The sequence below is a fragment of the Robertmurraya sp. genome (assembly GCF_036676585.1).
Taxonomy (GTDB): domain Bacteria; phylum Bacillota; class Bacilli; order Bacillales; family Cytobacillaceae; genus Robertmurraya_A.
This window is the reverse complement of record NZ_JAKFCQ010000084.1, coordinates 13,345-37,582: the sequence shown is the minus strand read 5'-3', so window position 1 is coordinate 37,582 and position 24,238 is coordinate 13,345. Positions and strand designations below refer to the sequence as shown.

Annotated in this window: 18 protein-coding genes; 14 read left to right on the top strand and 4 right to left on the bottom strand. The window is 39.8% G+C overall.

The features are described from left to right. Positions 1 to 342: 342 nt before the first annotated feature. Positions 343 to 1,188: a nuclease-related domain-containing protein gene (locus ACGLXV_RS11520; RefSeq protein WP_391558698.1), complete on the bottom strand. Its 846-nt coding sequence runs from the start codon at positions 1,186 to 1,188 to the stop codon at positions 343 to 345. A 269-nt stretch (positions 1,189 to 1,457) separates the two neighbouring features. On the opposite strand from ACGLXV_RS11520, the gene ACGLXV_RS11515 reads away from it, so the two are divergent. The 7 genes from ACGLXV_RS11515 (at position 1,458) to eutH (ending at position 9,843) form a co-directional block, all read left to right on the top strand. Then, positions 1,458 to 3,077, top strand: coding sequence for a choice-of-anchor I family protein (locus tag ACGLXV_RS11515; RefSeq protein ID WP_391558697.1), 1,620 nt, complete (start codon positions 1,458 to 1,460; stop codon positions 3,075 to 3,077). Between the two features lie 175 nt (positions 3,078 to 3,252). Beyond that, positions 3,253 to 4,338 carry a sensor histidine kinase gene (locus ACGLXV_RS11510; RefSeq protein ID WP_391558696.1) on the top strand — a complete coding sequence of 362 codons (1,086 nt, stop codon included), beginning with the start codon at positions 3,253 to 3,255 and terminating at the stop codon, positions 4,336 to 4,338. Continuing rightward, positions 4,335 to 4,907, top strand: coding sequence for an ANTAR domain-containing response regulator (locus ACGLXV_RS11505; protein WP_391558695.1), 573 nt, complete (start codon positions 4,335 to 4,337; stop codon positions 4,905 to 4,907). Before ACGLXV_RS11510 ends, ACGLXV_RS11505 begins: the two co-directional genes overlap by 4 nt. 96 nt (positions 4,908 to 5,003) lie before the next feature. Beyond that, positions 5,004 to 6,440, top strand: coding sequence for an ethanolamine ammonia-lyase reactivating factor EutA (locus ACGLXV_RS11500; RefSeq protein ID WP_391558694.1), 1,437 nt, complete (start codon positions 5,004 to 5,006; stop codon positions 6,438 to 6,440). Positions 6,441 to 6,456: 16 nt separating this feature from the next. Continuing rightward, on the top strand, positions 6,457 to 7,827 hold the full coding sequence (locus ACGLXV_RS11495) for an ethanolamine ammonia-lyase subunit EutB (RefSeq protein ID WP_391558693.1): 1,371 nt from the start codon (positions 6,457 to 6,459) through the stop codon (positions 7,825 to 7,827). A gap of 17 nt (positions 7,828 to 7,844) precedes the next feature. After that, positions 7,845 to 8,546 carry an ethanolamine ammonia-lyase subunit EutC gene (eutC, locus tag ACGLXV_RS11490; protein WP_391558692.1) on the top strand — a complete coding sequence of 234 codons (702 nt, stop codon included), beginning with the start codon at positions 7,845 to 7,847 and terminating at the stop codon, positions 8,544 to 8,546. A gap of 31 nt (positions 8,547 to 8,577) precedes the next feature. Then, entirely contained in the window at positions 8,578 to 9,843 is a 1,266-nt protein-coding gene (gene eutH, locus ACGLXV_RS11485; RefSeq protein ID WP_391558691.1) for an ethanolamine utilization protein EutH, read from the top strand. Positions 9,844 to 9,889: 46 nt separating this feature from the next. Here the strand turns inward: eutH and ACGLXV_RS11480 are convergent, their stop codons facing one another. Then, positions 9,890 to 10,594: a peptidoglycan recognition protein family protein gene (locus ACGLXV_RS11480; protein ID WP_391558690.1), complete on the bottom strand. Its 705-nt coding sequence runs from the start codon at positions 10,592 to 10,594 to the stop codon at positions 9,890 to 9,892. Positions 10,595 to 10,799: 205 nt separating this feature from the next. On the opposite strand from ACGLXV_RS11480, the gene ACGLXV_RS11475 reads away from it, so the two are divergent. Together ACGLXV_RS11475 and ACGLXV_RS11470 are read left to right on the top strand one after the other, a co-directional pair. After that, the gene (locus tag ACGLXV_RS11475; protein WP_391558689.1) at positions 10,800 to 12,263 is read left to right on the top strand and encodes a protein adenylyltransferase SelO; all 1,464 of its coding nucleotides are present in this window, start codon (positions 10,800 to 10,802) and stop codon (positions 12,261 to 12,263) included. Positions 12,264 to 12,432: 169 nt separating this feature from the next. Next, positions 12,433 to 13,614, top strand: a complete 1,182-nt coding sequence (locus ACGLXV_RS11470; protein WP_391558688.1) for a NupC/NupG family nucleoside CNT transporter — start codon at positions 12,433 to 12,435, stop codon at positions 13,612 to 13,614. A gap of 47 nt (positions 13,615 to 13,661) precedes the next feature. Here ACGLXV_RS11470 and ACGLXV_RS11465 read toward each other — a convergent pair whose 3' ends face one another. Then, the gene (locus ACGLXV_RS11465; protein ID WP_391558687.1) at positions 13,662 to 14,474 is read right to left on the bottom strand and encodes a cobalamin-binding protein; all 813 of its coding nucleotides are present in this window, start codon (positions 14,472 to 14,474) and stop codon (positions 13,662 to 13,664) included. Between the two features lie 84 nt (positions 14,475 to 14,558). Between ACGLXV_RS11465 and ACGLXV_RS11460 the strand changes: the two genes are divergently transcribed. The 3 genes from ACGLXV_RS11460 (at position 14,559) to ACGLXV_RS11450 (ending at position 19,932) form a co-directional block, all read left to right on the top strand. Further along, complete coding sequence (locus tag ACGLXV_RS11460; protein WP_162927691.1) at positions 14,559 to 14,729, top strand: hypothetical protein; 171 nt, start codon at positions 14,559 to 14,561, stop codon at positions 14,727 to 14,729. 860 nt (positions 14,730 to 15,589) lie between these two features. Continuing rightward, entirely contained in the window at positions 15,590 to 16,651 is a 1,062-nt protein-coding gene (locus ACGLXV_RS11455; RefSeq protein ID WP_240390670.1) for a PQQ-dependent sugar dehydrogenase, read from the top strand. Positions 16,652 to 16,755: 104 nt separating this feature from the next. Continuing rightward, the gene (locus tag ACGLXV_RS11450; RefSeq protein ID WP_391558686.1) at positions 16,756 to 19,932 is read left to right on the top strand and encodes a DEAD/DEAH box helicase; all 3,177 of its coding nucleotides are present in this window, start codon (positions 16,756 to 16,758) and stop codon (positions 19,930 to 19,932) included. Between the two features lie 57 nt (positions 19,933 to 19,989). On the opposite strand, the gene ACGLXV_RS11445 is transcribed toward ACGLXV_RS11450, so the two are convergent. After that, positions 19,990 to 21,054 carry a M14 family zinc carboxypeptidase gene (locus ACGLXV_RS11445; RefSeq protein ID WP_119706811.1) on the bottom strand — a complete coding sequence of 355 codons (1,065 nt, stop codon included), beginning with the start codon at positions 21,052 to 21,054 and terminating at the stop codon, positions 19,990 to 19,992. Positions 21,055 to 21,598: 544 nt separating this feature from the next. Here ACGLXV_RS11445 and ganS point away from each other — a divergent pair. Continuing rightward, positions 21,599 to 22,882, top strand: a complete 1,284-nt coding sequence (gene ganS / locus ACGLXV_RS11440; RefSeq protein WP_119706812.1) for an arabinogalactan oligomer ABC transporter substrate-binding protein GanS — start codon at positions 21,599 to 21,601, stop codon at positions 22,880 to 22,882. 99 nt (positions 22,883 to 22,981) lie between these two features. After that, entirely contained in the window at positions 22,982 to 24,238 is a 1,257-nt protein-coding gene (gene ganP / locus ACGLXV_RS11435; protein WP_391558685.1) for a galactooligosaccharide ABC transporter permease GanP, read from the top strand.

The window sequence follows — 24,238 nt, the reverse complement described above, 5'->3', positions numbered from 1 at the left end:
GTTCATTCGGACAGGGGACAGTCAATACGAGCGAAGGAGAGTCCGAATGGGGAGGTCATTGGGACAGGAGCAGGAAAACTAAGCAGAGCAGAGTCCGAATGAGGAGGTGATTCGGACAGAAGCAAGCAAGAGAAAGTAGAGCAGAGTCCGAATGGAGTGGTGATTCGGACAGGAGTAGGCAAGAGAAAGGAGAGCAGAGTCCGAATGGGGTGTTCATTCGGACAGGAGCAGGAAAACCAAGCAGAGCAGAGTCCGAATGAGGTGCTCATTCGGACAGGAGTAGGCAAAACTAAGCAGAGCTTAGTCCGAATGAGTCGAGACTTAGGAATCAATATTTGTTTTTTATATATAGTAAGTATCTTTAGTATTTCCACAGGAGGTATAATTCTTTTTTAATATCCTGTAAAAGGTTTTCTTGCTTAAATCAACTTTGCACCAATCATAAATGGCTTGAGTAGTTATTTTTTGATCAGGGAATAGAAGTTTATATTCTTGCACATTCCGTAAAATACCTAGGTTAATTTTCTCTAGCTCTCCACACTTTCCACATACAAAATATTTGTTTTTGACGGATACAAAATATGAGAAACAAGTTTTACAATATACTCCTTTTTGTAATTGACCATAGTCATACCTTGGTAAAGTGGTAAATGGGTTTTTCGGTTGATGAAGTGAGAGTAATTTTTGAGCTAGATCCTTGTGCCCTTCTTTTAGTTTTGAGGGGGTTTGATTTAAATTTACTAAAAAGCGATCTACTTGAGTGGGTAAAATAAGTGGCTGATCCATTGGAGCTTGATATAAGGTGAACTCAGAGTTAATAAAGATCACAGAGGATTCAACAAGGTAGTTTAGTTTGTGGATTTGAAGCAATTGGCGGAAGAGAGTAGAACTCCTTTTTAACTGATCTACAGGATTTTTATATTCTCGTTTAGTAGTTACTGAATAAAGCTTGTCCGATTCTAGGTAACAATCGCCTTGGAAATTTTTTATGTCCAAAAGATAAATAACTGACTGGGTAATAATAACTGAATCAATTTGAAAATAGGAGTTATTCACTTCAAGCAATAGGTCATTTAAAATATACCTTTCTTCTTGGAGATTTTCTATCAGTTGGTCAAACTTCACCTCTCCCGCAAATCCCTTTTCAAGATTTAAATAATGAAACTTTTCCTTCTCTGTTAACTCCATACGTGTGTTTAATGATCGTAAAGTTAGCAACTCATCCGATTCGGTTCGACATTTCAGAAACATAATCCACTTCCCTTCTTTATTTCTACTCCCATTTTATAAAAAATTTTAAATTCTACAATTAAGAGATTTGAACATTTACAGAACATTAACCAAACATTTACCTCCCCGCTGTTTTTGTCGGTTCCCCTATTTGCGACAATAATGAGTGGAATTGTCCTACATAAGTGATTCAACCGAAACAAATCCTATATTTGGGAGGTAAGTATATGTTAAAGTCAAAAGCAATTCTTGGACTGGCAATGGCTGGGGGAGTATTAGCAGGAACGCTACAGTTAAGTGGTACATCTGTGCTGGCAAAAAACGAGGCACAAATTCTTCAAGAAGAAAGTGTCAACGGTAAACTGAGCTATATCGGAAACTACCAGACCGGAATGAGCAACAAAGATGGTGGAATTGCAGAAATCGTAAAATACAATAAAGACAATCAAAAGATGTATCTCGTAAACGGTGCAGCACAATCAGTAGATATCGTTAGCATAGCTAATATGACTTCCAACAAAAAAACAGAGTTCAAGATCGATACTCGCCTTGATATTACTGCTATGGGACAGGCACATGGATTTGCGAGCGGTGATATTACAAGTATTGATATCAATACAAACGAAAAAATTATTGCAATTGCTGTCCAGGGCGCAACTTATAAGGATCATGGAAGTATTGTGATTCTGAATTATGAAGGAAAGTACATAAAACATTTCGAAGCGGGCGTACAGCCAGATATGGTTACTTTTTCTCATGACTATAAATACTTACTGTCTGCCAATGAAGGTGAGCCAAGGGAAGGATACGCTGTAGCAGGAGCAACTGATCCCAAAGGTTCCATTACCATTATTGACATAAAAAAGGGTGTAGATAAAGCAACGGCGCAAACGATTGGTTTTGACAAGTTCGACTCCAAAGAGGCAAGAGCAGCACTTGTGGAAAATGGGGTGTTATTGAAGCCTAATACGGCACCTTCTGTTGATTTAGAGCCTGAGTATATATCTGTTTCAGATAACAGTCATTACGCGTACGTATCTCTACAAGAGGCCAATTCAGTAGCGACAATCGACTTAAAAACTCAAGAGATTGTAAGTGTGAAAGGGCTTGGATTTAAGGATCATAATGTAGAAGAAAACGCTCTTGATGCATTAAAGGATGGTCAAGTAAACCTCACCGCACAAAACCTTTATGGTACCTATATGCCTGATGGAATAGCCTCTCAAAAAATAGGTGGCAAACAGTACATCTTTACGGCTAACGAAGGCGATGGCAGAGAATGGGGTGAGTATGAGGATACAGGGTCTTATACATTCCCAGGCACCTCTTTTAAAATCGATACCATATTGAATACCGAAAGAGACGGACTTGAGGCTGATAAAACGTATATTTATGGTAGCCGTTCCTTTTCAATTTGGGATGCAGGCACGATGGAGCAAGTCTATGATAGTGGAAGTGACTTCGAAAAAGTAACAGGTGAGCTTTATCCTGAAGCCTTTAATTCGTCCAATAATAAAACAGAACTAGATTCTCGCAGCGGGAAAAAAGGGCCGGAGCCAGAAGATATAAAAGTGATGAAAGTAAATGGCAAAACATTCGCTTTTATTGGGTTAGAAAGAACGGGCGGCATCATGATGTATGATGTCACAAATGTGGAAAATGTAAAGTTTCATGACTATGTTAACTTAAGAGATTTCACAGGTACAGACGTATCTTCAAGTGGTGATCTTGCACCAGAAGGACTGTGCTTGATAGAAGCAAAAGATAGCCCAACTGGGAAGCCATTAATGCTCGTGGCGAACGAAGTATCTGGTAATGTAAGGGTTTTTGAAATCAGTGGAAGATAAGTTTACTAAAAACAGAGACCTTCTTGTAAGGTTTCTGTTTTATTTTGTTAGAAAAATGAAACTTATCAGAATAATCTCTGTTAGATTTTCTTACAGAATTGTTGGTCATGTGAGGAAAGGGTGCTATTGTTGTTTCTATAGAAAATGACCATATAAAGAGAGGATTACAACTGACATGGTAATGAGTCTCACCTTAGATCAGGTAACAAATCTAACGTATGAACATCATGAGATAATTAAAAACATGTCTACTAATCTTCAAGTAATAGCTGATATTTCTCAAGCAGATGTATTTATCGACTGTTTATTACCTGGGGGGAAAGAAGCCATTGTGGTGGCTGAAGCCAATCCGAACACCGCTTCTTCATTGTATAAAGAAAGCGTGCTAGGTCAGGTGGCAATAGAGGAAGCTGAACCAGGAGTCTTGTTTAGTTTAAGAAATGGGAAACCGGTGATTGGTTCAAGGGGGATATCTCAGGAAAATATCGTCATGCAGCAGGATATTGTTCCTATTACTGATAGTGATGGAATGACGATAGCTGTTTTAATAAAAGAGCGGGACATTTCAGAAATCATTCGAAATGAACGAAAAGTAAAGTCTTTAATGAAAACAACTAATAGTAAAGAAAAGGAATGGTTGGTGCAGTCTCTTGTCGTGCAAGAAATTCACCATCGTGTAAAAAATAACTTACAGGTTATCTCGAGTTTACTACGACTACAAATGAGAAGATCTTCGTCACAAGAGGTTAGGGAAGTTTTTGAAGATAGTCTTTCACGAATTGCAAGTATGGCACTTGTTCACAATTATTTAGCGAAGGATGGATTAGAAGAAGTAGATGTCAAATTTGTAATGGGGCAAATTGCGACACTACTAGTCTCTTCATCCACTATTCCAGGACAGGATATTCAAGTAACTGTTCAAGGAGAATCGTTATTTTTACCATCAGACAAGGCTACATCTCTTGCACTTGTTGTTAATGAATTGGTCCAAAATGGATTAAAGCATGCATTCCATTCTAGAGAAAATGGGAGAATGGAGATTACCATTAATAGTAGAAAGCAGATGGTCTATATCATTGTATCTGATGATGGATCGGGGATGGCAGAACAGTCCAGTGATCAACCGTCATCTACTTTAGGATTGCAGTTAGTAAGAATGCTAGTTGAAGAGGAGTTAGAGGGGGTTTTATCTTTTTTTCCTTCAACTCGTGGGACAAAAGTGTCGATTATGTTTCCGATCATAGATAGGGTGATAGAATGATCCAATCAAAAATACTTGTAGTTGATGATGAGCCCATTACGAGAATTGATATTAAAGAGATTCTTCAAGGCAAAGGGTACGAGGTGGTTGGAGAAGCTAAAAATGGGGAAGAGGCGGTAGAGAAAGCATATTCTTTGGAACCAGACCTGATTATAATGGATGTGAAAATGCCGAAAATGGATGGAATTAAGGCCTCATCTATTATTAAAGGATTCTCAAGCTCCTCCATTCTTCTTCTAACAGCCTTTAGTCATGATGAGCTTGTTGAACAGGCGAAAGAGGTTGGCATAAATGCCTATATCGTCAAACCAATAACAGAAAAAGACCTTATCCCAGCTGTTGAAATCGCTCTGTTTCAGCGAGAACAAAGTCTTATCTTACATAACAAGATTGGGAAATTAGAGCAACAAATGAAGGATCGAAAACTGATTGAAAAGGCGAAAGGTATTTTAATGGCACAATTGGAATGTACTGAGGAGCAGGCTTACCGCCATATGCAAAAAGAGAGCATGGAAAAACATATTCTATTAGCTAAATTAGCTGAGAACATACTACAGAAAAGTAAATAAATATCCAAAGCAACGGCGCTTTGAATTAATTCAACTATCTTTTAAGATGTGGGGAATTGATTTAAGGCGTTTTTTGTTTTTAGGGAGTGGAGAAAGTTGGGAAATTGGATCACAAGTATCGGACTTGATATTGGAACAAGCACCACAAAATTCATTGTAAGTCATCTATCAATTGCGGAACAAGGTAGTCCTTTTCATTTGCCAACCTCTCAAATTATTGACCGTACCGTTGTGTATGAAAGTTCCATCTACACAACACCCCTAACATCCAATCAAGATATTGATATGACAAGTTTGGCGATCATTCTTTCAAATGAGTATGAGCAATCTGGCATTCATTTTAAGGATGTCAAAGCTGGTGCAGTCATTATTACAGGTGAAACCGCCAGAAAAGAAAATGCAGAAAAAATTACTAACTATTTAGCTGACCGAGCAGGAAATTTTGTCGTTGCCACAGCTGGAGCGGACCTAGAAGGCATTTTAGCTGGAAAAGGTTCTGGTGCCAAGGATCGTTCAGAAGAAATCGAAGGAATTGTTGCTAATGTCGATATTGGGGGAGGGACGGCCAATGTTGCTCTGTTTGAAGCTGGTCGAGCCATTCAAACCTTCACCTTTCATGTAGGGGGAAGGTTAATCCGAATCAATGACCAAGAGGAAGTCGTGTACATTTCGGAATACTTAAGGCCCTGGCTTGAAGCCAACCTCTTTTCCACTCAGACAGATAGAGGTATTACATTTAATGAGCTGAAAGAAATCTGTACACGTATGAATCAAAGCATGATTTCCTTTCTTACTGGTGAGCCAAAATACCATGCAAATTTGTTGCTGCTTGAACCAATGGATCAAACACTTCCGCCTATTAAAGAGGTGATTTTTTCCGGTGGGGTTGGACATATGATGGCTGGGAACGAACCCATTCAGATGAGTGAGGTTACAACGTTTGGTGATATCGGCCCGTTACTTGCTTCCACCTTATTAAAGGTAAGTAAGTGGTCGGGATTAAATATATCTGAGGCGAAGGAAACGACAAGAGCAACTGTAATTGGAGCGGGAATGCAAAATACGGAATTAAGTGGAGCGACGATCTTTGTTCATGAAGACCTGTTACCGATTAAAAATCTTCCGATCGTACGGATCATGGTAGATACGCTAGATTTTGAAACGATAGCTTTTGCTAATCAGCTAAATGAAGTAATGACACAAGCAAAAAAGCTATATGAAGTGCAGGATCCACCATTTGCTCTAGGTTTGTTAGGGAGGGAGTATTGCTCTTACCAAACGATGAAAACTATGACAAATACAATTTATCAACTCTTCCATCGCCATTTTCCAAATGCTACTTGTCTTGTAGTCATTTGTGAAAGTGATATAGGGAAGGCGCTCGGTCAATCATTAAAGAAGACGAGTCATGAGGGGATACAAATTATTTGTATCGATCAGGTAGATTTTCTACACGGAGATTATATTGATTTAGGCTTACGAACAGCGGGGGAAGCGATCTCTCTATCAGTGAAAACTCTAGCTTTTGGATAACGGGGAGGAACAAAGCATGTATAGAAAAACAACCTTATATGGGCTCACCTATGAGTTTCATAGCTTAAAAGAAATCATGTCAAAAGCAAATGAGAGCCGATCAGGGGATGATCTAGCAGGGATTAGTGCCGAAAATATGAAGGAAAGAATGGCTGCCAAGCTCGTGCTAGCTGATATTCTCCTCTCTGATATTCGGAATACACCTTTATTAGATCCTGACACAGATGATGTCTCAAAGCTTATTGAAAACAATGTGAATGAAGAAGTATATCAGATGGTTAAGAATTGGACCGTAGCTGATTTACGAGAATATATTTTGAGTGACGAGCAGACGGGCAAGGATTTGCTCACATTGGGTAGCGGGTTAACTAGTGAAATGATTGCTGCAGTAGCAAAAATCATGTCCAATCTAGATTTGATTCAAGCGGCATCAAAAATAAAGATTATTACGCATTGCCAAACAAAAATTGGCCAACAAGGGGTTCTTGCTTCAAGAGCACAGCCGAATCATCCATCCGATCACTTAAAGGGAATGACAGCATCCTTATATGAGGCTTTAAGCTTTGGGATTGGTGATGCGGTGATCGGAATTAATCCTGTTATTGATACGACGGAAAATATCTCTGCTTTATTACATGAAACAAAGAAAGTGATTGATCAATTTCAGATTCCGACTCAAAACTGTGTTTTATCCCATGTTACAAGTCAAATGCGTGCGATCGAAAAAGGAGCTCCGGCAGATTTAATTTTTCAAAGTCTGGCTGGTACTCAAGCAGGAAATGAGTCCTTTGGAATATCGCTCTCCATGCTAGAAGAGGCAACAGCAATGATTAACGAAAAAGGAACAGCAACGGGTCCAAACCGCTGGTATTTTGAAACTGGCCAAGGCTCGGAACTTTCGTCTGATGCTCACTTTGATATAGACCAGGTGACATTAGAAGCAAGGTGCTACGGTCTAGCAAGAAAGTTCAGCCCTTTTATTGTGAATACTGTCGTTGGTTTCATTGGTCCTGAGTATTTATATGATAGCAAACAGGTGATACGTGCAGGGTTAGAGGATCATTTTATGGGAAAAATGCACGGTCTTCCAATGGGGGTAGACGTGTGTTATACGAACCATATGAACGCAGACCAGAATGATATGGATACGTTGAGTACCTTATTAGGAACAGCCGGTGTAAATTTTGTCATTGGTGTTCCGATGGCCGATGATTGCATGCTCAATTACCAGTCCTTAAGCTATCACGATATCGCGACATTACGAAGCATTTTACACTTAGAACCAGCTCCGGCATTTAAGGGATGGCTTGAGAGGCTTGGATTAATGGAAAACGGAAAGCTAACTAAGCTGGCAGGAGATCCGACATTCTTCTTACAAAAAGTATAAAAGAGAGGTGAACAGAAATGGAAAAACATCAGCTTGAAGCTTTAAAGAAATTTACTCCTGCTCGAATTGGAGTAGGTCGGACCGGAACAAGGCCGTTAACCAAGGACTTTTTATCGTTTCGGATTGATCATGCGGCGGCTGTTGATGCCGTGTATGGAGAGGTTTCCTCACAATTATTACAAGAATTTAATCTCTTTACAGTAGAAACATGCTATGGAACAAAGGAAGAGTATTTAAAAAGGCCTGATAAAGGCAGGGTTTTATCAGTAGAAGGGGAACAGCTTATTCGCGAAAGATGTATTCAGAATCCTCAAGTGCAGATCGTTATTTCAGATGGTTTAAGTGCTAGTGCGATCAATGAGAATGTACTTGATGTGTATCCAGCACTATTAGATTCTCTTTCTTTCTATCAAATTGATGTGGGAACACCGTTTTTTGTAAAAGGAGGGAGGGTTGCTTGTATGGATGCCATAGGAGAAATTCTAAAACCGGAAGCCTTTATTTTATTAATAGGAGAAAGACCAGGCCTTGTATGCGCCCATTCACTTAGCGCATATATGTGCTATCGCCCACGAAAAGGAATGAAGGAGTCGGAGAGAATGGTGATATCCAATATACATCGAAATGGTACACCACCGATTGAAGCGGCCGCTCATATCGGAACCTTGGTCAATAAAATGCTCGAGCAAAAAGCGAGTGGAGTTAGTCTTGTTGTGTAATTAAAAAACAACTATAAAGGGGGAAAAAAGGATGGTCATGGTTGGTGAAATTGTTATTTATATTATTATGGCTTGTGCAATATTAGGAGCCTTTGCCGCTATTAAAAACAGTGAGCAAGGGTTAGGGCAACAATTTATGGAAGGGTTACATGCAGTTGGACATATATTTGTCCCAGCAGCTGGTATTATGGCTTCCATTCCATACCTTTCCTGGTTTATTAACAAGGTATGTGGTCCATTCTTTGCAAAAATAGGAGCGGACCCAGCTATAGCCGCCACTGCGATTCTTGCTACTGATATGGGAGGATATCAATTAGCACAAGAGTTAGCCACCTCTTATGAAGGATGGATTATGGCAATGATCGTTGGATTTATGGCAGGCGCCACCATCGTATTCTCGATTCCGATGGGCTTAGCGATGCTTGATAAACGTGATCATAAATATATGGCCTTAGGTGTGATGTCTGGGATTTTAACCATTCCAATTGGTGCATTTATATCAAGTGTGTTGGTCGTTTTAACCAATTCTAAAATTAGAGATGCTATATCAACAACCACCGATTCAACCTATCAATTCACGATCAGCTATTTAAAAATATTTGCCAATCTATCTCCCTTGATTATTTTTGTCGTTGTTTTAGCGGCTGGTTTATACTTTTTACCAGATGTAATGATTAAAGGATTTATGTGGTTTGGAAGAATCATGGATGCAGGGATTAAACTGGTGTTAGTGTTCTCGATTGTAGAAATCTTCACAGGTCTGTTTTCGAAGTTGTTTGGTTCTTGGGGCTTCCATCCCATTATGGCTGATGCAGATGACCAGTTTCGCGCACTTGAGACGGCAGGATATATTGGTATTATGTTAGCTGGGGCATTTCCAATGGTATATTTGTTACAAAAATATGCAGGGAAACAGTTGGAAGCAATGGGGAGAAAGATTGGGCTAAGTAAAGAAGGAAGTGCAGGATTGGTGGCGACCATTGCGAATATTTTAGCGATGTTCAAGCTAGTTCGTACCATGTCACCAAAGGACAAAGTAATCAATATTTCGTTTGCCGTTTGCGCAGCGTTTTTACTGGGAGATCATCTTTCTTTCACAGCCAATTTCCAACCAACATTAATTCTTCCAATTATTATTGGGAAGCTAAGTGCAGGTGCAATCAGTATTGGATTAGCGTATTGGTTATCGGTACCGAAAGCTTTGGAATTAGAAAAGAAGGATCGGGAAGCTGGAATTATTGGAAAACATGAATATAGAGAAAATGAAGTGGAAATGAAGGAACAAGCCGTTTCCTAAAAAGAAGGAAGTAGGTTGGTGAGATTTCATCAACCTACTTTTATATTTATTGGAACTCCTTCATCTTTCTTGAGACTAATGGATAAAAATACGTTTTAGCAGCAGTGGTCGTATTTCCTCCGAAAAAATTCGTTCCTGGACATGGTTTCACTTCATAGCTTTTTGCATTGTCTAGCACCCTTTGCCCTGTTTTATAATTCCACCAATGATGATAGGTGATGGTATCGACTGAAGGGGCGAGGTTAAATTTTAGGCAAAGCAAGGCTGTAATGTACACAATCGTTTCCTTTTGTTCAGCAGTCATCACATCTTGCCCTTTATCAAAATTGCCTACATTTTCGATGGAGATGCCAACAGAATTGGCTTTTGCCCCAATCGAACCTTCTGGAGCCATATCAAATGGGCGGGATACAGCTATTTTTCCATCAGGGAAGGTTGTGATATTTTGTGCGATCGTCTTCCAGTGCATTTGGTTTTTATGATAATTTTCCATGCCTTGAAGCAAACGGAAATGATTCGAACCATTGAATCGTTTATAAGCTGGAGCCCATGTATGATGCTGTTGAATGAGGCTAATTTTCCGATGAAATTGACTATTTAATAACCAATCCTTGAATTGTTCCCTCGTCATCAAAATATGTTGCCCCTGCTTTTGCGGGGGAGTACTTACTTCCTGGACACTTTCCGTTGCTAGAGCCGTGTGAGTGGTGAAAAGCAAACAAAAAAGCAAACCAAATAGAACTCTTCTCATCTGTTTTTCCTTTCTGTTTCTATATTGTCTTTTTCATTAATAGTTTGTTGAGGTTCAGTCCAAATATTCTTATTGCTTTTCCCTAAAACAAGGGGAAAGGTATAATAAAAGGGAGTTGTTGAACATTAAAAAAGTACATTTATGCTTTGAAATCAATTACGGGCCATAAAATAATATATAAAAGCTGAAAGAAGTGAAATATAAGATGACTAAATCAAATGAATCAGGTTGGAACTTCGATAACAGTTATACCAAACTGCCAGAGTTCTTTTATTCAAATACAAATCCAACACCAGTACGGTCACCTGAAATTGTGAAGTTTAATGAATCATTGGCAACATCACTTGGCTTACACGCAAAAGCTTTGCAAACGGAAAATGCAACCGCGGTTTTCGCTGGAAATGAGATTCCTGCAGGAGCCTCACCGATAGCTCAAGGGTATGCGGGACATCAATTTGGACATTTTACTATGCTAGGAGACGGCAGGGCTATTTTGCTCGGTGAACATATCACCCCTACTGGTGAGCGATATGATATTCAGCTTAAGGGTCCAGGTAGGACACCTTACTCGCGCGGGGGAGATGGTCGTGCTGCACTTGGGCCAATGCTCCGGGAGTATATTATTAGTGAGGCGATGTATGCCCTCGGGATACCTACAACCCGTAGCCTAGCAGTGGTATCTACACGACAACCGGTTATTCGGGAAACCAACTTACCTGGTGCAATTTTGACCCGTGTGGCTTCTAGTCATATCCGTGTAGGTACATTCCAATATGCCGCGAAATGGGGATCAGTTGAAGATACTCGAGCGCTAGCTGATTATACAATTACCCGTCATTACCCAGAAATTGCCGATCATGAAGATAAATATCGTTCTTTTTTAAAAGCGGTCATTAACCAGCAAGCAAAATTGATTTCTCAGTGGCAGCTTGTAGGATTTATTCATGGTGTGATGAATACAGACAACATGACAATTAGTGGGGAAACGATCGACTATGGTCCTTGTGCATTTATGGACACATATGATCCAGAAACTGTTTTCAGCTCCATTGATGCGCGAGGGCGGTACGCTTATGGTAACCAACCAGGAATCGGAGGTTGGAACTTAGCTAGGTTTGCTGAAACACTATTGGATGTGCTTCATGACAACGATGAAGAGGCTGTAAAAATTGCTCAAGAGGCCATATCTGAATATCCTGAGCTGTCTCGCCAATATTGGCTCGAAGGAATGAGATCAAAACTAGGGATATATAATGCAGAAGAGCAGGATGAAACGCTGATAAATGATCTTCTAAACGTGATGAAGCAATATAAAGCCGATTATACAAACACCTTTAGAGCGTTAACTCGTGAAGCACATGAGGAATCGGTCCTTCAAGGAACATCAGAGTTCAACGACTGGTATAAAAGATGGCAGGAGAGACTCAGCAGGCAGGAACAATCAAAAGAAGCTGCCCTAGAATTAATGAGGAAAAATAATCCTTCCATTATCCCAAGAAATCATCGAGTGGAAGAAGCCTTGGATGCTGCCCAGCAAGATGACTATAGTGTCATGGATAAGCTACTAGAAGCTCTAGCAAATCCTTACGACTATACTTCTGTCCAAGAAGAATACTGTCAACTGCCAGACTCAACTGGCCTTCCTTATCGAACGTACTGTGGAACATGACGGAGAGCAATGCTACTTGGGTGGCATTGTTTTATTTTTGGGAAAATTATAAATACACGTATGACACTAGAAAAGCAATACTTAATTAGATAAAATGGAAAAGTTATTGTTTAAAAGAAGGCATAATTGTAGAAAGTAACTTTGTACATGCATCTAAGGAGAGAACAGTATGAGTATCATTATTGGCATTTTAGGCATTATCCTTACACTCGGATTGGCCTACCTTTTATCAAATGATAAGAAGGGGGTTAACTTTAGAGCGATTGTAATTATGTTTGCCCTTCAGCTTACCATCACCATTGTCATGTTTAAGACGGTTGTCGGCTTAAAGATCGTGGAAGTGGTATCAAATTTCGTCACACAAGTATTAACTTATGGATATGAAGGGATTAATTTTGTCACAGGTGGATTAGTTCCTGAAGATACATCTGTATTTTTTATTAATGTTTTGATGTTGATTATTTTCACATCGACTCTTTTATCGATTCTCACGCATATTAAGATTTTACCATTAGCGATCAAATACATAGGTGGGGCTATTTCAAAAATTACCGGCCTATCAAAGGTAGTGACGTTTAATTCAGTCAACTCGATTTTCTTTGGTCAAAGTGAATCATTATTGGCGATTAAAGCACATTTAGATAAAATGAACGAAAATAAATTGTTCATCGTATCTACAAGTGCAATGGCAAGCGTAAGTGCAAGTATTATGGGTGCTTATATGAGCATGATTCCTGCACAATATGTGTTAGTAGCGATGATTTTAAATGCTTTTTCAGCTCTAATTATTGCGACCATTGTAGCTCCTATACGATCAGGAGAAGATGAAGAGATTAACTTAAAGGAAGTTTCCCAATCAAAATCCATTTTTGAAGCGATCAGTGTGGGTGCGATCGATGGGGGAAGAGTAGCGTTAATTGTTGCGGCGATGTTAGTGGCTTATGTTGGTTTAATGGCTTTAATTAATGCGGCATTCGCAGGGTTAATCGGCATTTCTTTAACTGAAATCTTAGGTTATGTATTTGCACCGGTTGCCTTCATGATGGGAATTCCAGCTAGTGAAATCTTGACGGCAGGTTCTATCATGGGGATTAAACTTGCTACAAATGAGTTCGTTGCCATGCTTGAATTCCAACCATTGATTCCGGACTTGGGTGACCGTACTGTGGGAATTGTTTCAACCTTCCTAGTCTCGTTTGCTAACTTTAGTTCCATTGGAATTATATCTGGTTCAATTCAAGCCATTAACGGTGAAAAAGCTGGGGTTGTAGCTAAGTTTGGACTAAAAATGTTACTCGCGGCTACATTAGCATCGATATTAACAGCAACCACGGTTGGATTGTTTCTATAATAAAAGATTTGTGAGACCATTGTCTGTCTGGGACAATGGTCTTTTTTTTATGTGGCTGGATCAACCTTCTCAATGTAAGTCGGATAAATGTCTGGATGAAGAAGGGAAGCAATTTTTGCTAATCCCAGTAGTAATCTTGGGGAAGGTCTGCAAAACAATGGCTCATCTAGTATGTATAGTTGCTGATTTTTGATTGCATCCATCTGATCCCATTCAGGGCGTTTTAGGATGACCTTAGGGTTCACTTTCTCTTTTTGTACTCCGACCCAAACTACTGAAATGACATCAGGGTTTCTTCTGCGAACTTCGTGCCAATCGGTTTGAATACTTGCCTCTTCATGGTCCGAAAAAATATTGTGTCCACCAGCTAGCTGACTGATTTCGGTTAACCAATTGCTTGCCCCTGGGGTGAATACGGGTTTCGCCCACCACTCCCAGTAGATCGTTTTAGGAATCTCAACCTTCTTGCTTAGAGCCTTGTAGTCTCTAATTTTAGAAGTAAACTTCTCGTAGGCTATGGTGGCTTTTTCGATGGAGTTTGTTGCTTTTCCAACAAACAATAAGGAATCAGCTACCTCTTGTAGGGTTGTTGGATTAGGAACGATTACATAAGGGATATTACGTTTCTCTAACTCTTCAATATTACGTTCCATTCCAGGAACAGTGAGGGAGGCTAACACTAAATCTGGCTGTAATTCTTCGACCTTATCCATATTTATGTTAAGATCCGGCCCTAATCTCGGTAACTCTTTAATCTCCTCGGGCCAATCCGAATAGTCATCGACTCCAATTAATGAAGAAGTTAATCCTAAATAAGCCACAATTTCGGTGTTGCTTGGACAAATAGAAATGAGTTTCAACGGAACACGCTCCTTACTCTAGGAATCTACTCTTATTACACTTATTATTATAATAAAAGAATCCTAAATTAGGAGGAGAAACATGTGAAGAATTTCCATTGCTGTGCCTCATGTGTAAATTATGAAGTGAAAAAAGAGAATGGGAAAATGATTTACCGATGCTCCCGATTAGGATTTGATACAAAACCAACCTATCAATTTAACTGCTGGGATCCGAAAGAGGCTGTGAAGAAGTTGATGGGGAAGGATGAATAAAGAGAATTTGATTTTATAGTAGACTCGGCTTGATGAGTCGATTTAGAGTCCGAATGCGCCATTGATTTGGACAGGAACGTCTTGTGGTGTCGCTATAGAGTAAGAATACACCCATGATTCGGACAAGAACGGTTCTGGGAGTCGCTCAAGAGTCCGAATGAGCCCATGATTAGGACAGAAACGGCTTGGGGAATCGCTATAGAGTCCGAATGCGCCATTGATTTGGACAGGAACGTCATGTGGGGTCGCTTCAAAGTCCGAATGGGCCTGTGATTAGGACAGAAGCGGCTTGGGGAGTCGATTCAGAGTCCGAATGCGCCTTTGATTAGGACAGTTCCGTCTTGGGTAGTCGCTTTAGAGTCTGAATGGGCCTTTGATTAGGACAGTTCCGTCTTGGGTAGTCGATTCAGCGTCCGAATGAGCCTGTGATTAGGACAGTTTCGGCTTTGGGAGTCGCTTTATAGTCCGAATGGGCCTGTGATTAGGACAGGCCCGTCTTGGGTAGTCGCTTTAGAGTCCGAATGGGCCTGTGATTAGGACAGGCCCGTCTTGGGTAGTTGATATAGAGTCCGAATGGGCCTGTGATTCAGACAGGCCTGGCTTGTGCAGTCGATTCAGCGTCCGAATAAGCCTGTGATTCAGACAGGCCTGGCTTGTGCAGTGATTCAAAGTCCGAATGCACTCCTGATTCGGACAGATCTCGCTTCGGAAGTTGCAGCAGGGTCCGAAATAAGTGTAAACATAGGATAGCAATTTTTGGGGATCCTTTTTGAGTAAATATGAATTAATACAGAAAGTATTTTATTATTGGAAACAAGTGGATAAACTTCTATCTAGAGAACAAAATGGAGGTGGGAGCAGTGAAAAAGATCCTGATCACATTAACGGCAATCCTCTTTGTTTCGGGTTGTACAGGAGATAATGAATTATTGAATGAGAATGAAGCAAGTGAAGCCGTTGCAAGGCAGGCTGAGGTGATTGCGACTGATCTAAATATTCCTTGGAATATTACCAAATACAATCAAACCTTTTATTTAAGTCAACGTGCGGGAAGTATTATTAAAGTGGATGGAGAAAATGGTTCGAAAACGATGCAAGAGGTGGATGTTACAAAAGATGTCCTTCATATCGGAGAAGGAGGGCTTTTGGGTTTTATTCTTTCTCCAAATTTTGAAAGCAACCAGGAAGCATATGCTTACCATACATATGAAGAAAATGGAGAAGTATTGAACCGTATAGTCGTTCTCCGGCTTAATCAAAATACATGGCGAGAAACTTCCGTGATCCTTGAAGGAATTCCTGGCGGGAGAATTCATAATGGTGGCCGAATCAAAATTGGACCTGACGGCAAATTGTATGCAACTGCTGGAGATGCAGGGAATTCCAATAACGCTCAAAACGTCAGTAGCTTAGCAGGGAAAATTTTACGTATGGAATTAGATGGCTCCATTCCTAATGATAATCCAATCAATAATTCATACGTATATTCATATGGACATAGAAATCCTCAAGGTTTAGCGTGGGATAATAGTGGAAAGCTTTATAGCTCTGAACATGGGCAGTCGGCACATGATGAAATTAATCAAATTGAACCCGGGAAAAACTATGGGTGGCCCGTGATTGAGGGCGACGAAAAAGCTTCAAATATGGTTTCTCCATTATTCCATACCGGAGAGGAAACATGGGCACCATCTGGAATTGAAATAAAAAACGGGAATATATATGTTGCGACCTTACGGGGCGAAAGTATTCGAGTAGTCGACTTAGCTGGTGAAAAAACGGAAACCGCTTTTGAAGGTGCCGGAAGAATGCGGGATATTTTTATTGAAGGAAATGCGTTATATTCCGTCACCAATAATCGCGATGGAAGAGGAAATCCTCGGGAAGGTGACGATCGATTATTTAGGTTAACAATACAGTAGTAGAAAAAATGCCCAACTAGTTATTTGGGTATTTTTTGGTGTCTGCTAGTCTTTTGATGGTAAAATAGTTGAGACAAATGATCTTCTAGGAAGGAGAGACATACATGAATATACGATTAAATCACAAAATCATAAAAGACATGTGTGGTGCAGTCTCCTTTAAACGAGGAGATTCTTTTTATCGTGCGGATAGAGTAACATTCCAGAGTTATCATCATCAAGGTTGTGAAGCAACGGTTACGGGTGCGGAGGACTTTAAAGTGAAAGTAGACGTGGACCATGGTGATTTTCAAACAACCTGTAGCTGTCCCACGCTACCTTCTTTTAAAAATGAATGTCAGCATATTGCAGCTGTGTTATTAGCGATATATGACTATCAGAAAAAAGGGACGGTCCCTTTTATACCAAGCGAACATAGTAACGCCAATCAGGAATTAACAGATGGGTTATTAACCCTGTTTGCCCATCAGCCAAAGCGGTCGAGTGGACATCAGCTCCATTTTGAAAACCGGCAAGTCGTAGAGGCTGCGTTTACTTGTAAAATCATTTCAGTTATGGATAAAGAGATGCTTGGGATGGAGCTTACTATCCACTCCATTCCAGTCCAAGATATACGAGATTTCTTCGAGAAAATGAAAAACGGGATACCCATACCCCTTTCAGCTACTTTTACTTATGATCCGAGTGTGCATTGTTTCCAAAGGGAAACGGACACGGTGATTCACCAGCTTGTTCAAGTGACCCATGATGAAAAGGTGCATGGTGCTATACATAACACCCAAATGCTATTGATCACACCGACTTCTTGGGAAAGACTACTCCCTTTTCTTGTAAAGGCCCCACATGTAAGCTTACAGATTGATGAATACACATATAGTGGAATCAGACTTTCTAAAAGAACGCTTCCTTTACAATTTGATGTAACAGACGTAAAGGGCGGAGGGTATCAACTGAAAGTTCAAGGCTTGGATCAAATCCTTGTGTTGAATTCATACGGACTAGTTTTGGCTAAAGGGGAGATGTACCAAATCCCTTATGAAGATATTGACCGGCTGGTTGAAATGAAACAGATGTTAGCTAATACGAAGTCAGGTAGTATTCCCATTCCAAAGGATCAATTTGATTTTTTCTTGGAAAAAGTGGTTCCGGGTTTGAAAAAGTTGGGGAACGTGCAAATATCATCTACCGTTTCCAATCAACTTTTCCAAACGCCGCTCATAGCCAAGTTGTACCTTGATCGAGTAAGCAATCGACTTCTTGCTGGGCTAGAATTTCATTATGAAAATATCGTGATCAACCCATTAGAAAGTCATCAACAACAAGCAAGATTTATTGCAGCAAGGGATGTAGGGAAAGAACAGGCGATCCTCAAGTTGATGGAGGAAAGTTCTTTTGCTACCACGGACAGTGGATATGTTCTGCATAATGAGGAATTGGAGTATGAGTTTTTATATCATGTCGTTCCAAAGCTTCAAAAGTTAGTGCAAATATATGCGACGACAGCTGTCAGAAACCGGTTGTTTAAGGAGAATGTTCACCCAAAAATCCGGATTAAAATGAAAAAGGAACGAACCAATTGGCTTGAATTCAAGTTTGAAATGGAGGGCATGGCAGAGAAAGAGATTCGTGCCGTGCTAGCAGCCTTAGAGGAAAAGCGAAAATACTATCGGTTGAAAAATGGGTCTCTGCTCTCGTTAGAAACAAGAGAATTTGAAGAAATTGATCGTTTCCTTAAAACACTTCCTGTCCAACCAGAAGATTGGGAAAGTGAATTAAACCTACCTGTTGTTCGAGGGTTACAGCTCTTAGATGGTGATAGCAAAGTATTTAAGTTTGAAGAGTCCTTTCGTCAATTTTTAGATACTATTCAAAATCCGGGTGAAATGAAGTTTGAGGTGCCAAAACCGGTAGAACCGATTCTCCATGAGTATCAGAAGCAAGGCTATCAATGGATGAAAACTCTCGCCCATTTTGGATTTGGAGGGATTCTTGCAGATGATATGGGACTTGGGAAAACCTTGCAGAGCATTTCCTTTATATTGTCGGAGCTTGCTACCATACGTGACAAAAAGCTCCCTGTTCTTGTTGTCTGTCCATCGTCTTTAACCTATAACTGGTTACGTGAATTGATGAAGTTCGCCCCAGAGCTACAAGCCGTTGTGATGGATGGAACGAAAACGGAACGGGTAAAACTTCAGAATAACCTGGATGGCTTAGACGTTGTGATCACATCCTATCCATTGTTATTAAAAGATTTGACCTGGTACCAAAAACAATCGTTTCGTGTGGTTTTCTTTGATGAAGCACAAGCCTTTAAAAATCCAGTTTCACAAACAGCGAAAGCCGTACGAAGGATACAAGCCGATTATCGCTTCGCCCTTACAGGGACTCCGGTGGAAAATACCTTAGAAGAGCTGTGGTCCATTTTTCATGTTGTGTTTCCTGAACTTTTCCTCGGATTCAAGGAGTACAGTAATCTAACAAGAAAGCAAATTGCTCGCAGGATTCGCCCCTTTTTACTTCGAAGAATGAAGGAAGAGGTGCTCTCTGACATTCCTGGGAAAATGGAGTTGATGGAGTCAGTGGAGCTTCTCCCAGATCAGAAGAATTTGTATGCCGCGTATCTTGCCAAACTGAAAGAAGATACGTTAAAGCATTTGGACAAGGACACGATAAGAAAAAATCGGATTAAAATCTTGGCTGGATTAACGCGATTAAGACAGATTTGTTGTCATCCTGCTTTATTTGTAGATGGATATAAAGGAAGTTCGTCAAAATTTGAACAGCTCATGAAGATTGTAGATGAAGCAAGGTTTTCTGGAAGAAGGGTGCTGATTTTTTCCCAGTTTACGAAAATGCTCACTCTGATTGGTAGGGAACTAGCGAATCAAGGGATTCCATTTTTCTACCTTGATGGTCAGACTCCATCGGAAGAACGTCTAGAAAGATGCAATCGATTTAACGATGGCGAACGAGATATTTTTCTTATTTCATTAAAAGCAGGTGGGACGGGACTGAATTTAACAGGGGCGGATACAGTTATTTTATACGACCTTTGGTGGAATCCGGCTGTGGAGGAGCAAGCGGCAGACCGTGCACATCGCATTGGCCAGACGAATGAGGTACAAGTGATTAAGCTGATTGCACGCGGGACCATCGAGGAGAAAATAAATGAACTGCAGGAGAAAAAGAGAGATCTTGTGTCAGAGATTATTGATTCTAAGCGAGATTCTACTCCTTCTCTTACAGAAGATGATATTCGTGAGATATTGACGATGTAAAGTAGTTGATAGATAAAGGGAGAGCCTCCATTATTGGAATGCTCTCCCTTATTTATATTACTCGTCCGATTCCTCGCCTTGTCTGTTTTTCTGTTCCGGAAGAGTATCCCAGAAGCTCGTATCGGCAGTCTCAATGGAGCCATCTGCAATTGCTCGTACTGTAGCATCTAAGGTAGTAATCGTCTGCTTAATTAAATAGCCGTTGCTCTTTTGTCCTAGAGCATAAGATTCTACAAAGTGATCGGACATGCCGCGCATTTCAAATAGGAGGGTAGAGATACCATAACGAACAGCCGCTCCGTTACGTCCAATATTTTCTCCGCTGCCACCAACGTATTTACCGATATGTCCCCAACCAGTATCCTCAAGTGCTCCATAAACAACCGATCCTAGTTTTTTAGAGCGTTCAACCACTTCAGGTTTCACATTTGGATTGGTCGGATATAGAATCGATCCAGATACGAGTTCTCCATCTGTTTCACTAAGTGTGCCCTGGTGATGAAGATCAATCATGTAATCGATGTTATATTTTTCAAAAACATTCTTATGTAAGTTTCTCACTTCGGGTTCCATGTCACTCGTCGCTTTATCATGTTCACGGTTAAGGTCCACATAGTTCGCATTATAACGAGTTAGATGGCGATCGCCATCGGCATGATAGTCCTCAAGTGAGAAATCAACATCGCCCATTGCTCCATCAGCGTTGAGCATAGGAATGATGAGTACATTGACGTTATCTAATACTCCCTTAGTTTTCTCCGTGCCTAAATGCTTAATAAAGCTAAGGGCACCCTCTGTTGTTAGCTGCTCGTTTCCATGCTGCTGTGTTAAAAATAAGATCGTTGGATTATCAGGATTGGAGATATATTTTGCCATATAAATATCACGGCCTTTGACTGTTTGCCCAATCACCTCTAATTCCATCGCTTCTTGCTTTGCATCCTGAGTATTTAAATAATCTACTAAACTCTCATATGTATGCAAAATCGACGTTTGGACGGCCCCATTACCAGCACCTGGCCCATTTCCGACAGCAAAAACTGGTGTTGAGACGGCAGTGATTGCACCAAATGCCATTAAGCTTGATAAGGATACGGATAAAACTTTTTTCTTTAAGTTCATATCTTACCTCCAAATAAAATTTTTTAACAATTCAAATTTTATCCAAATATGAATCGGATGTTAATAAAGTAAATTGCCTATTATTTAGACAAATTTCGATTAGCGAAATACATACGAATGAAGGATTTAAAAACTATTAAAAGTAGGCTTTTGTAGTAGATATAGGAAGAAAGGTGTAGGACATAAATGGTTTTCAATTATAAAGTTTAATAAGTATCTATATGATCGGGAAGAAAAATGGGGAGATGATATAAATTCTATTCGGTAAAACATTTTACTAAAAATAAGTATAATCACTTATATTTATTGTATTTAATTAGTTAGAATCAGTTTGTTATATAAAGATGTTTGAATTCTTCGGGTTTGGAAACAAGGTGATGACGATACTGTTCCATATATGATTATCGCTAGTAAAATGTTTTTCTTAAAATATTTTACTAGTTTTAGTAAAAATATATTTACATGTTTTACTTTTAATGATATATTTTAATTACTGAAGCGCTTTCAATGAAAAAATGTAAACCAATGTGAGAGGATGTAAGCTATGAAGAAGTTTAAAAAGTATTTTAGCCTTATGAGTGGTATTGCTTTAAGTCTATCTTTAGTAGCATGTGGACCTCAAGAAAGTAGTACTGAGAGTACCGGCTCAAAGGATTCTTCCAAGAACAAAGAGTATGATTTACTAGTTTGGGAGGATATTGAAAAGGGAGCAGGAATTAAAGATGCGATTGCTAAGTTTGAAGAAGAAAATGGAGTAAAGGTGAAAGTAGTTGAAAAAGCCTATGCTCAACAAATAGAAGATTTACGTATGGATGGACCGGGTGGTACAGGACCAGATGTACTTACAATGCCTGGGGACCAAATTGGTACTGCGGTAACGGAAGGATTAATCAAAGAGTTAAATGTAGGTGAAGATGTTCAATCTATTTATACAGAAGTAGCTATGAAGTCGCAAATGGTAGATAACAAGGTGTATGGATTACCTAAAGCTGTAGAAACTACCATGCTTTATTACAATAAAGATTTAGTTTCTGATGCTGAGCTTCCAACCACTCTTGATGGATGGTATGAGTACTCTAAGAAGGTAACGGATGGAGAAAAATTTGGATTCCTTGCTTTGTTTGATCAAATCTACTATGCACAAAGCATTATGAGCGGGTATGGTGGATATATTTTCGGCACGGATGACAAAGGGAATTATGATCCTGCTGATATCGGATTAAACAACAAAGGTGCTCTTGAAGGGGCAGAGTATATTCAAAAGTTCTATAAAGAAGGTCTATTTCCAGCTGGAATCATCGGTGAACAAGGAATTAATGTGCTTGAGTCGTTATTTACGGAAGGAAAAGCAGCTGCTGTCATTTCAGGTCCTTGGAATATTGAGCCGTTTACAAAAGCAGGAATCAATTTTGGTGTAAGTAAATTACCTGAGCTTTCAAATGGTGAAAATATGAGTTCATTCGTTGGAGTGAAGAGCTATAACGTAAGCGCTTATAGTAAAAATGCTGAACTTGCTGAGAAGTTAGTTGTATTTTTAGCAAATGAAGAGAATTCAAAAGCTAGATATGAAGTAACAAAGGAAGTGCCTGCCGTACAAGCACTTGCTAATGACCCTGTTGTAGCAGAAAGTGAAGCAGCCCAAGCGGTAGCAGAGCAATCACAATTTGCTGAATTAACTCCAAACATTCCAGAAATGAACGAAGTTTGGACACCAACTGACTCTGCCCTACAAACAATCGCAACTGGTAAGGCTCAACCTAAAGAAGCATTGGAGCAAGCAGTTGAAACGATTAAAGGACAGATCGAAGCGAAACATGGTGGAAAATAATTTGTAAGTAAACAATGGTGTCAAACGTTCCTTATGTTTGACACCATTTATTATAAGGACGGAATCAATCACATGAACGTCTAATAAGAGGTGAAAAAAGTGCAACATCGCAAAACGGCTTTGCTTTTATCAATCATTCCAGGGCTTGGTCAATTTTACAATAAGCAGTGGATCAAAGGGCTTTTATTTCTACTTTTAGCGGTTTCGTTTTTTGCAGTATTTGGTGATTTGTTGAATATGGGCTTTTGGGGGCTTTTCACACTTGGAACGGAAGTGCCCAGAGATAACTCTATCTTTCTATTAGCTGAAGGGATTATTGCTGTCATTGTAACCATTTTTGGGCTTGCCTTTTACTATATCAATCTACGAGATGCTTATAAGAACGGTAATTTGAGAGATAAAAATCAGCGTCTGCATTCTCTTAAGGAAGACTATCGCAATTTAGTTGAGCAAGGCTATCCTTATGTCATCAGTGGACCATCACTCTTTATTTTAATATTTGCAGTTATCTTCCCAATTTTATTTAGTTTCGCATTAGCGTTTACGAATTATGATTTATACCACTCACCACCAGCTAATTTAGCTGATTGGGTCGGGTTAGAAACATTTTTTGAAATCTTCACCGTTGATATTTGGCGTTCTACCTTCTTTGATGTGTTGGCTTGGACGGTCATTTGGACGCTTGTGGCCTCTACCTTGCAGGTGAGCCTTGGTGTGTTTCTAGCGGTGTTAGTCAATCAGAAAGATGTGAAATTTACCAAGTTCTATCGAACGGTTCTTGTCCTTCCGTGGGCTGTCCCTGGGTTTGTAACGATATTAATATTTGCGGGATTATTTAATGATAGCTTTGGGGCAATCAATAACGATATATTGGCTGCTTTTGGAGTTCAGTCTTTTCCATGGCTGACAGATGAAAACTGGACACGAGTGGCTTTAATTCTTATGCAGGGATGGTTAGGTTTTCCTTATATTTTCTTAGTGACAACAGGTGTCCTCCAGTCTATTCCAGATGACCTTTATGAAGCAGCGACCATTGATGGAGCGTCTGTTTTTGCAAAGTTTCGTCATATTACAATGCCAATGATTTTAATTGCAATGGCTCCGATCATTATTACTCAATACACGTTTAACTTTAATAACTTTAATATCATTTATCTATTTAATGGTGGTGGACCAGCTGTTCCGGGATCGACGGCTGGCGGAACGGATATACTCGTTTCATGGATCTACAAATTAACAATGCAATCGAGTCAGTATTCACTAGCAGCTGCATTAACCATCTTGCTATCCGTGTTTGTTATTGCGATTGCACTATGGCAATTTAGACGTACGAATTCCTTTAAAGAGGGGGCTTAA

Coding starts and splice junctions, on each gene's coding strand:
- eutH (WP_391558691.1), top strand. CDS start 8,578: ATGGTCATGGTTGGTGAAATTGTTATTTATATTATTATGGCTTGTGCA.
- ACGLXV_RS11510 (WP_391558696.1), top strand. CDS start 3,253: ATGGTAATGAGTCTCACCTTAGATCAGGTAACAAATCTAACGTATGAA.
- eutC (WP_391558692.1), top strand. CDS start 7,845: ATGGAAAAACATCAGCTTGAAGCTTTAAAGAAATTTACTCCTGCTCGA.
- ganS (WP_119706812.1), top strand. CDS start 21,599: ATGAAGAAGTTTAAAAAGTATTTTAGCCTTATGAGTGGTATTGCTTTA.
- ACGLXV_RS11515 (WP_391558697.1), top strand. CDS start 1,458: ATGTTAAAGTCAAAAGCAATTCTTGGACTGGCAATGGCTGGGGGAGTA.
- ACGLXV_RS11445 (WP_119706811.1), bottom strand. CDS start 21,054: ATGAACTTAAAGAAAAAAGTTTTATCCGTATCCTTATCAAGCTTAATG.
- ACGLXV_RS11495 (WP_391558693.1), top strand. CDS start 6,457: ATGTATAGAAAAACAACCTTATATGGGCTCACCTATGAGTTTCATAGC.
- ACGLXV_RS11450 (WP_391558686.1), top strand. CDS start 16,756: ATGAATATACGATTAAATCACAAAATCATAAAAGACATGTGTGGTGCA.
- ACGLXV_RS11475 (WP_391558689.1), top strand. CDS start 10,800: ATGACTAAATCAAATGAATCAGGTTGGAACTTCGATAACAGTTATACC.
- ACGLXV_RS11480 (WP_391558690.1), bottom strand. CDS start 10,594: ATGAGAAGAGTTCTATTTGGTTTGCTTTTTTGTTTGCTTTTCACCACT.
- ACGLXV_RS11505 (WP_391558695.1), top strand. CDS start 4,335: ATGATCCAATCAAAAATACTTGTAGTTGATGATGAGCCCATTACGAGA.
- ACGLXV_RS11470 (WP_391558688.1), top strand. CDS start 12,433: ATGAGTATCATTATTGGCATTTTAGGCATTATCCTTACACTCGGATTG.
- ACGLXV_RS11520 (WP_391558698.1), bottom strand. CDS start 1,188: ATGGAGTTAACAGAGAAGGAAAAGTTTCATTATTTAAATCTTGAAAAG.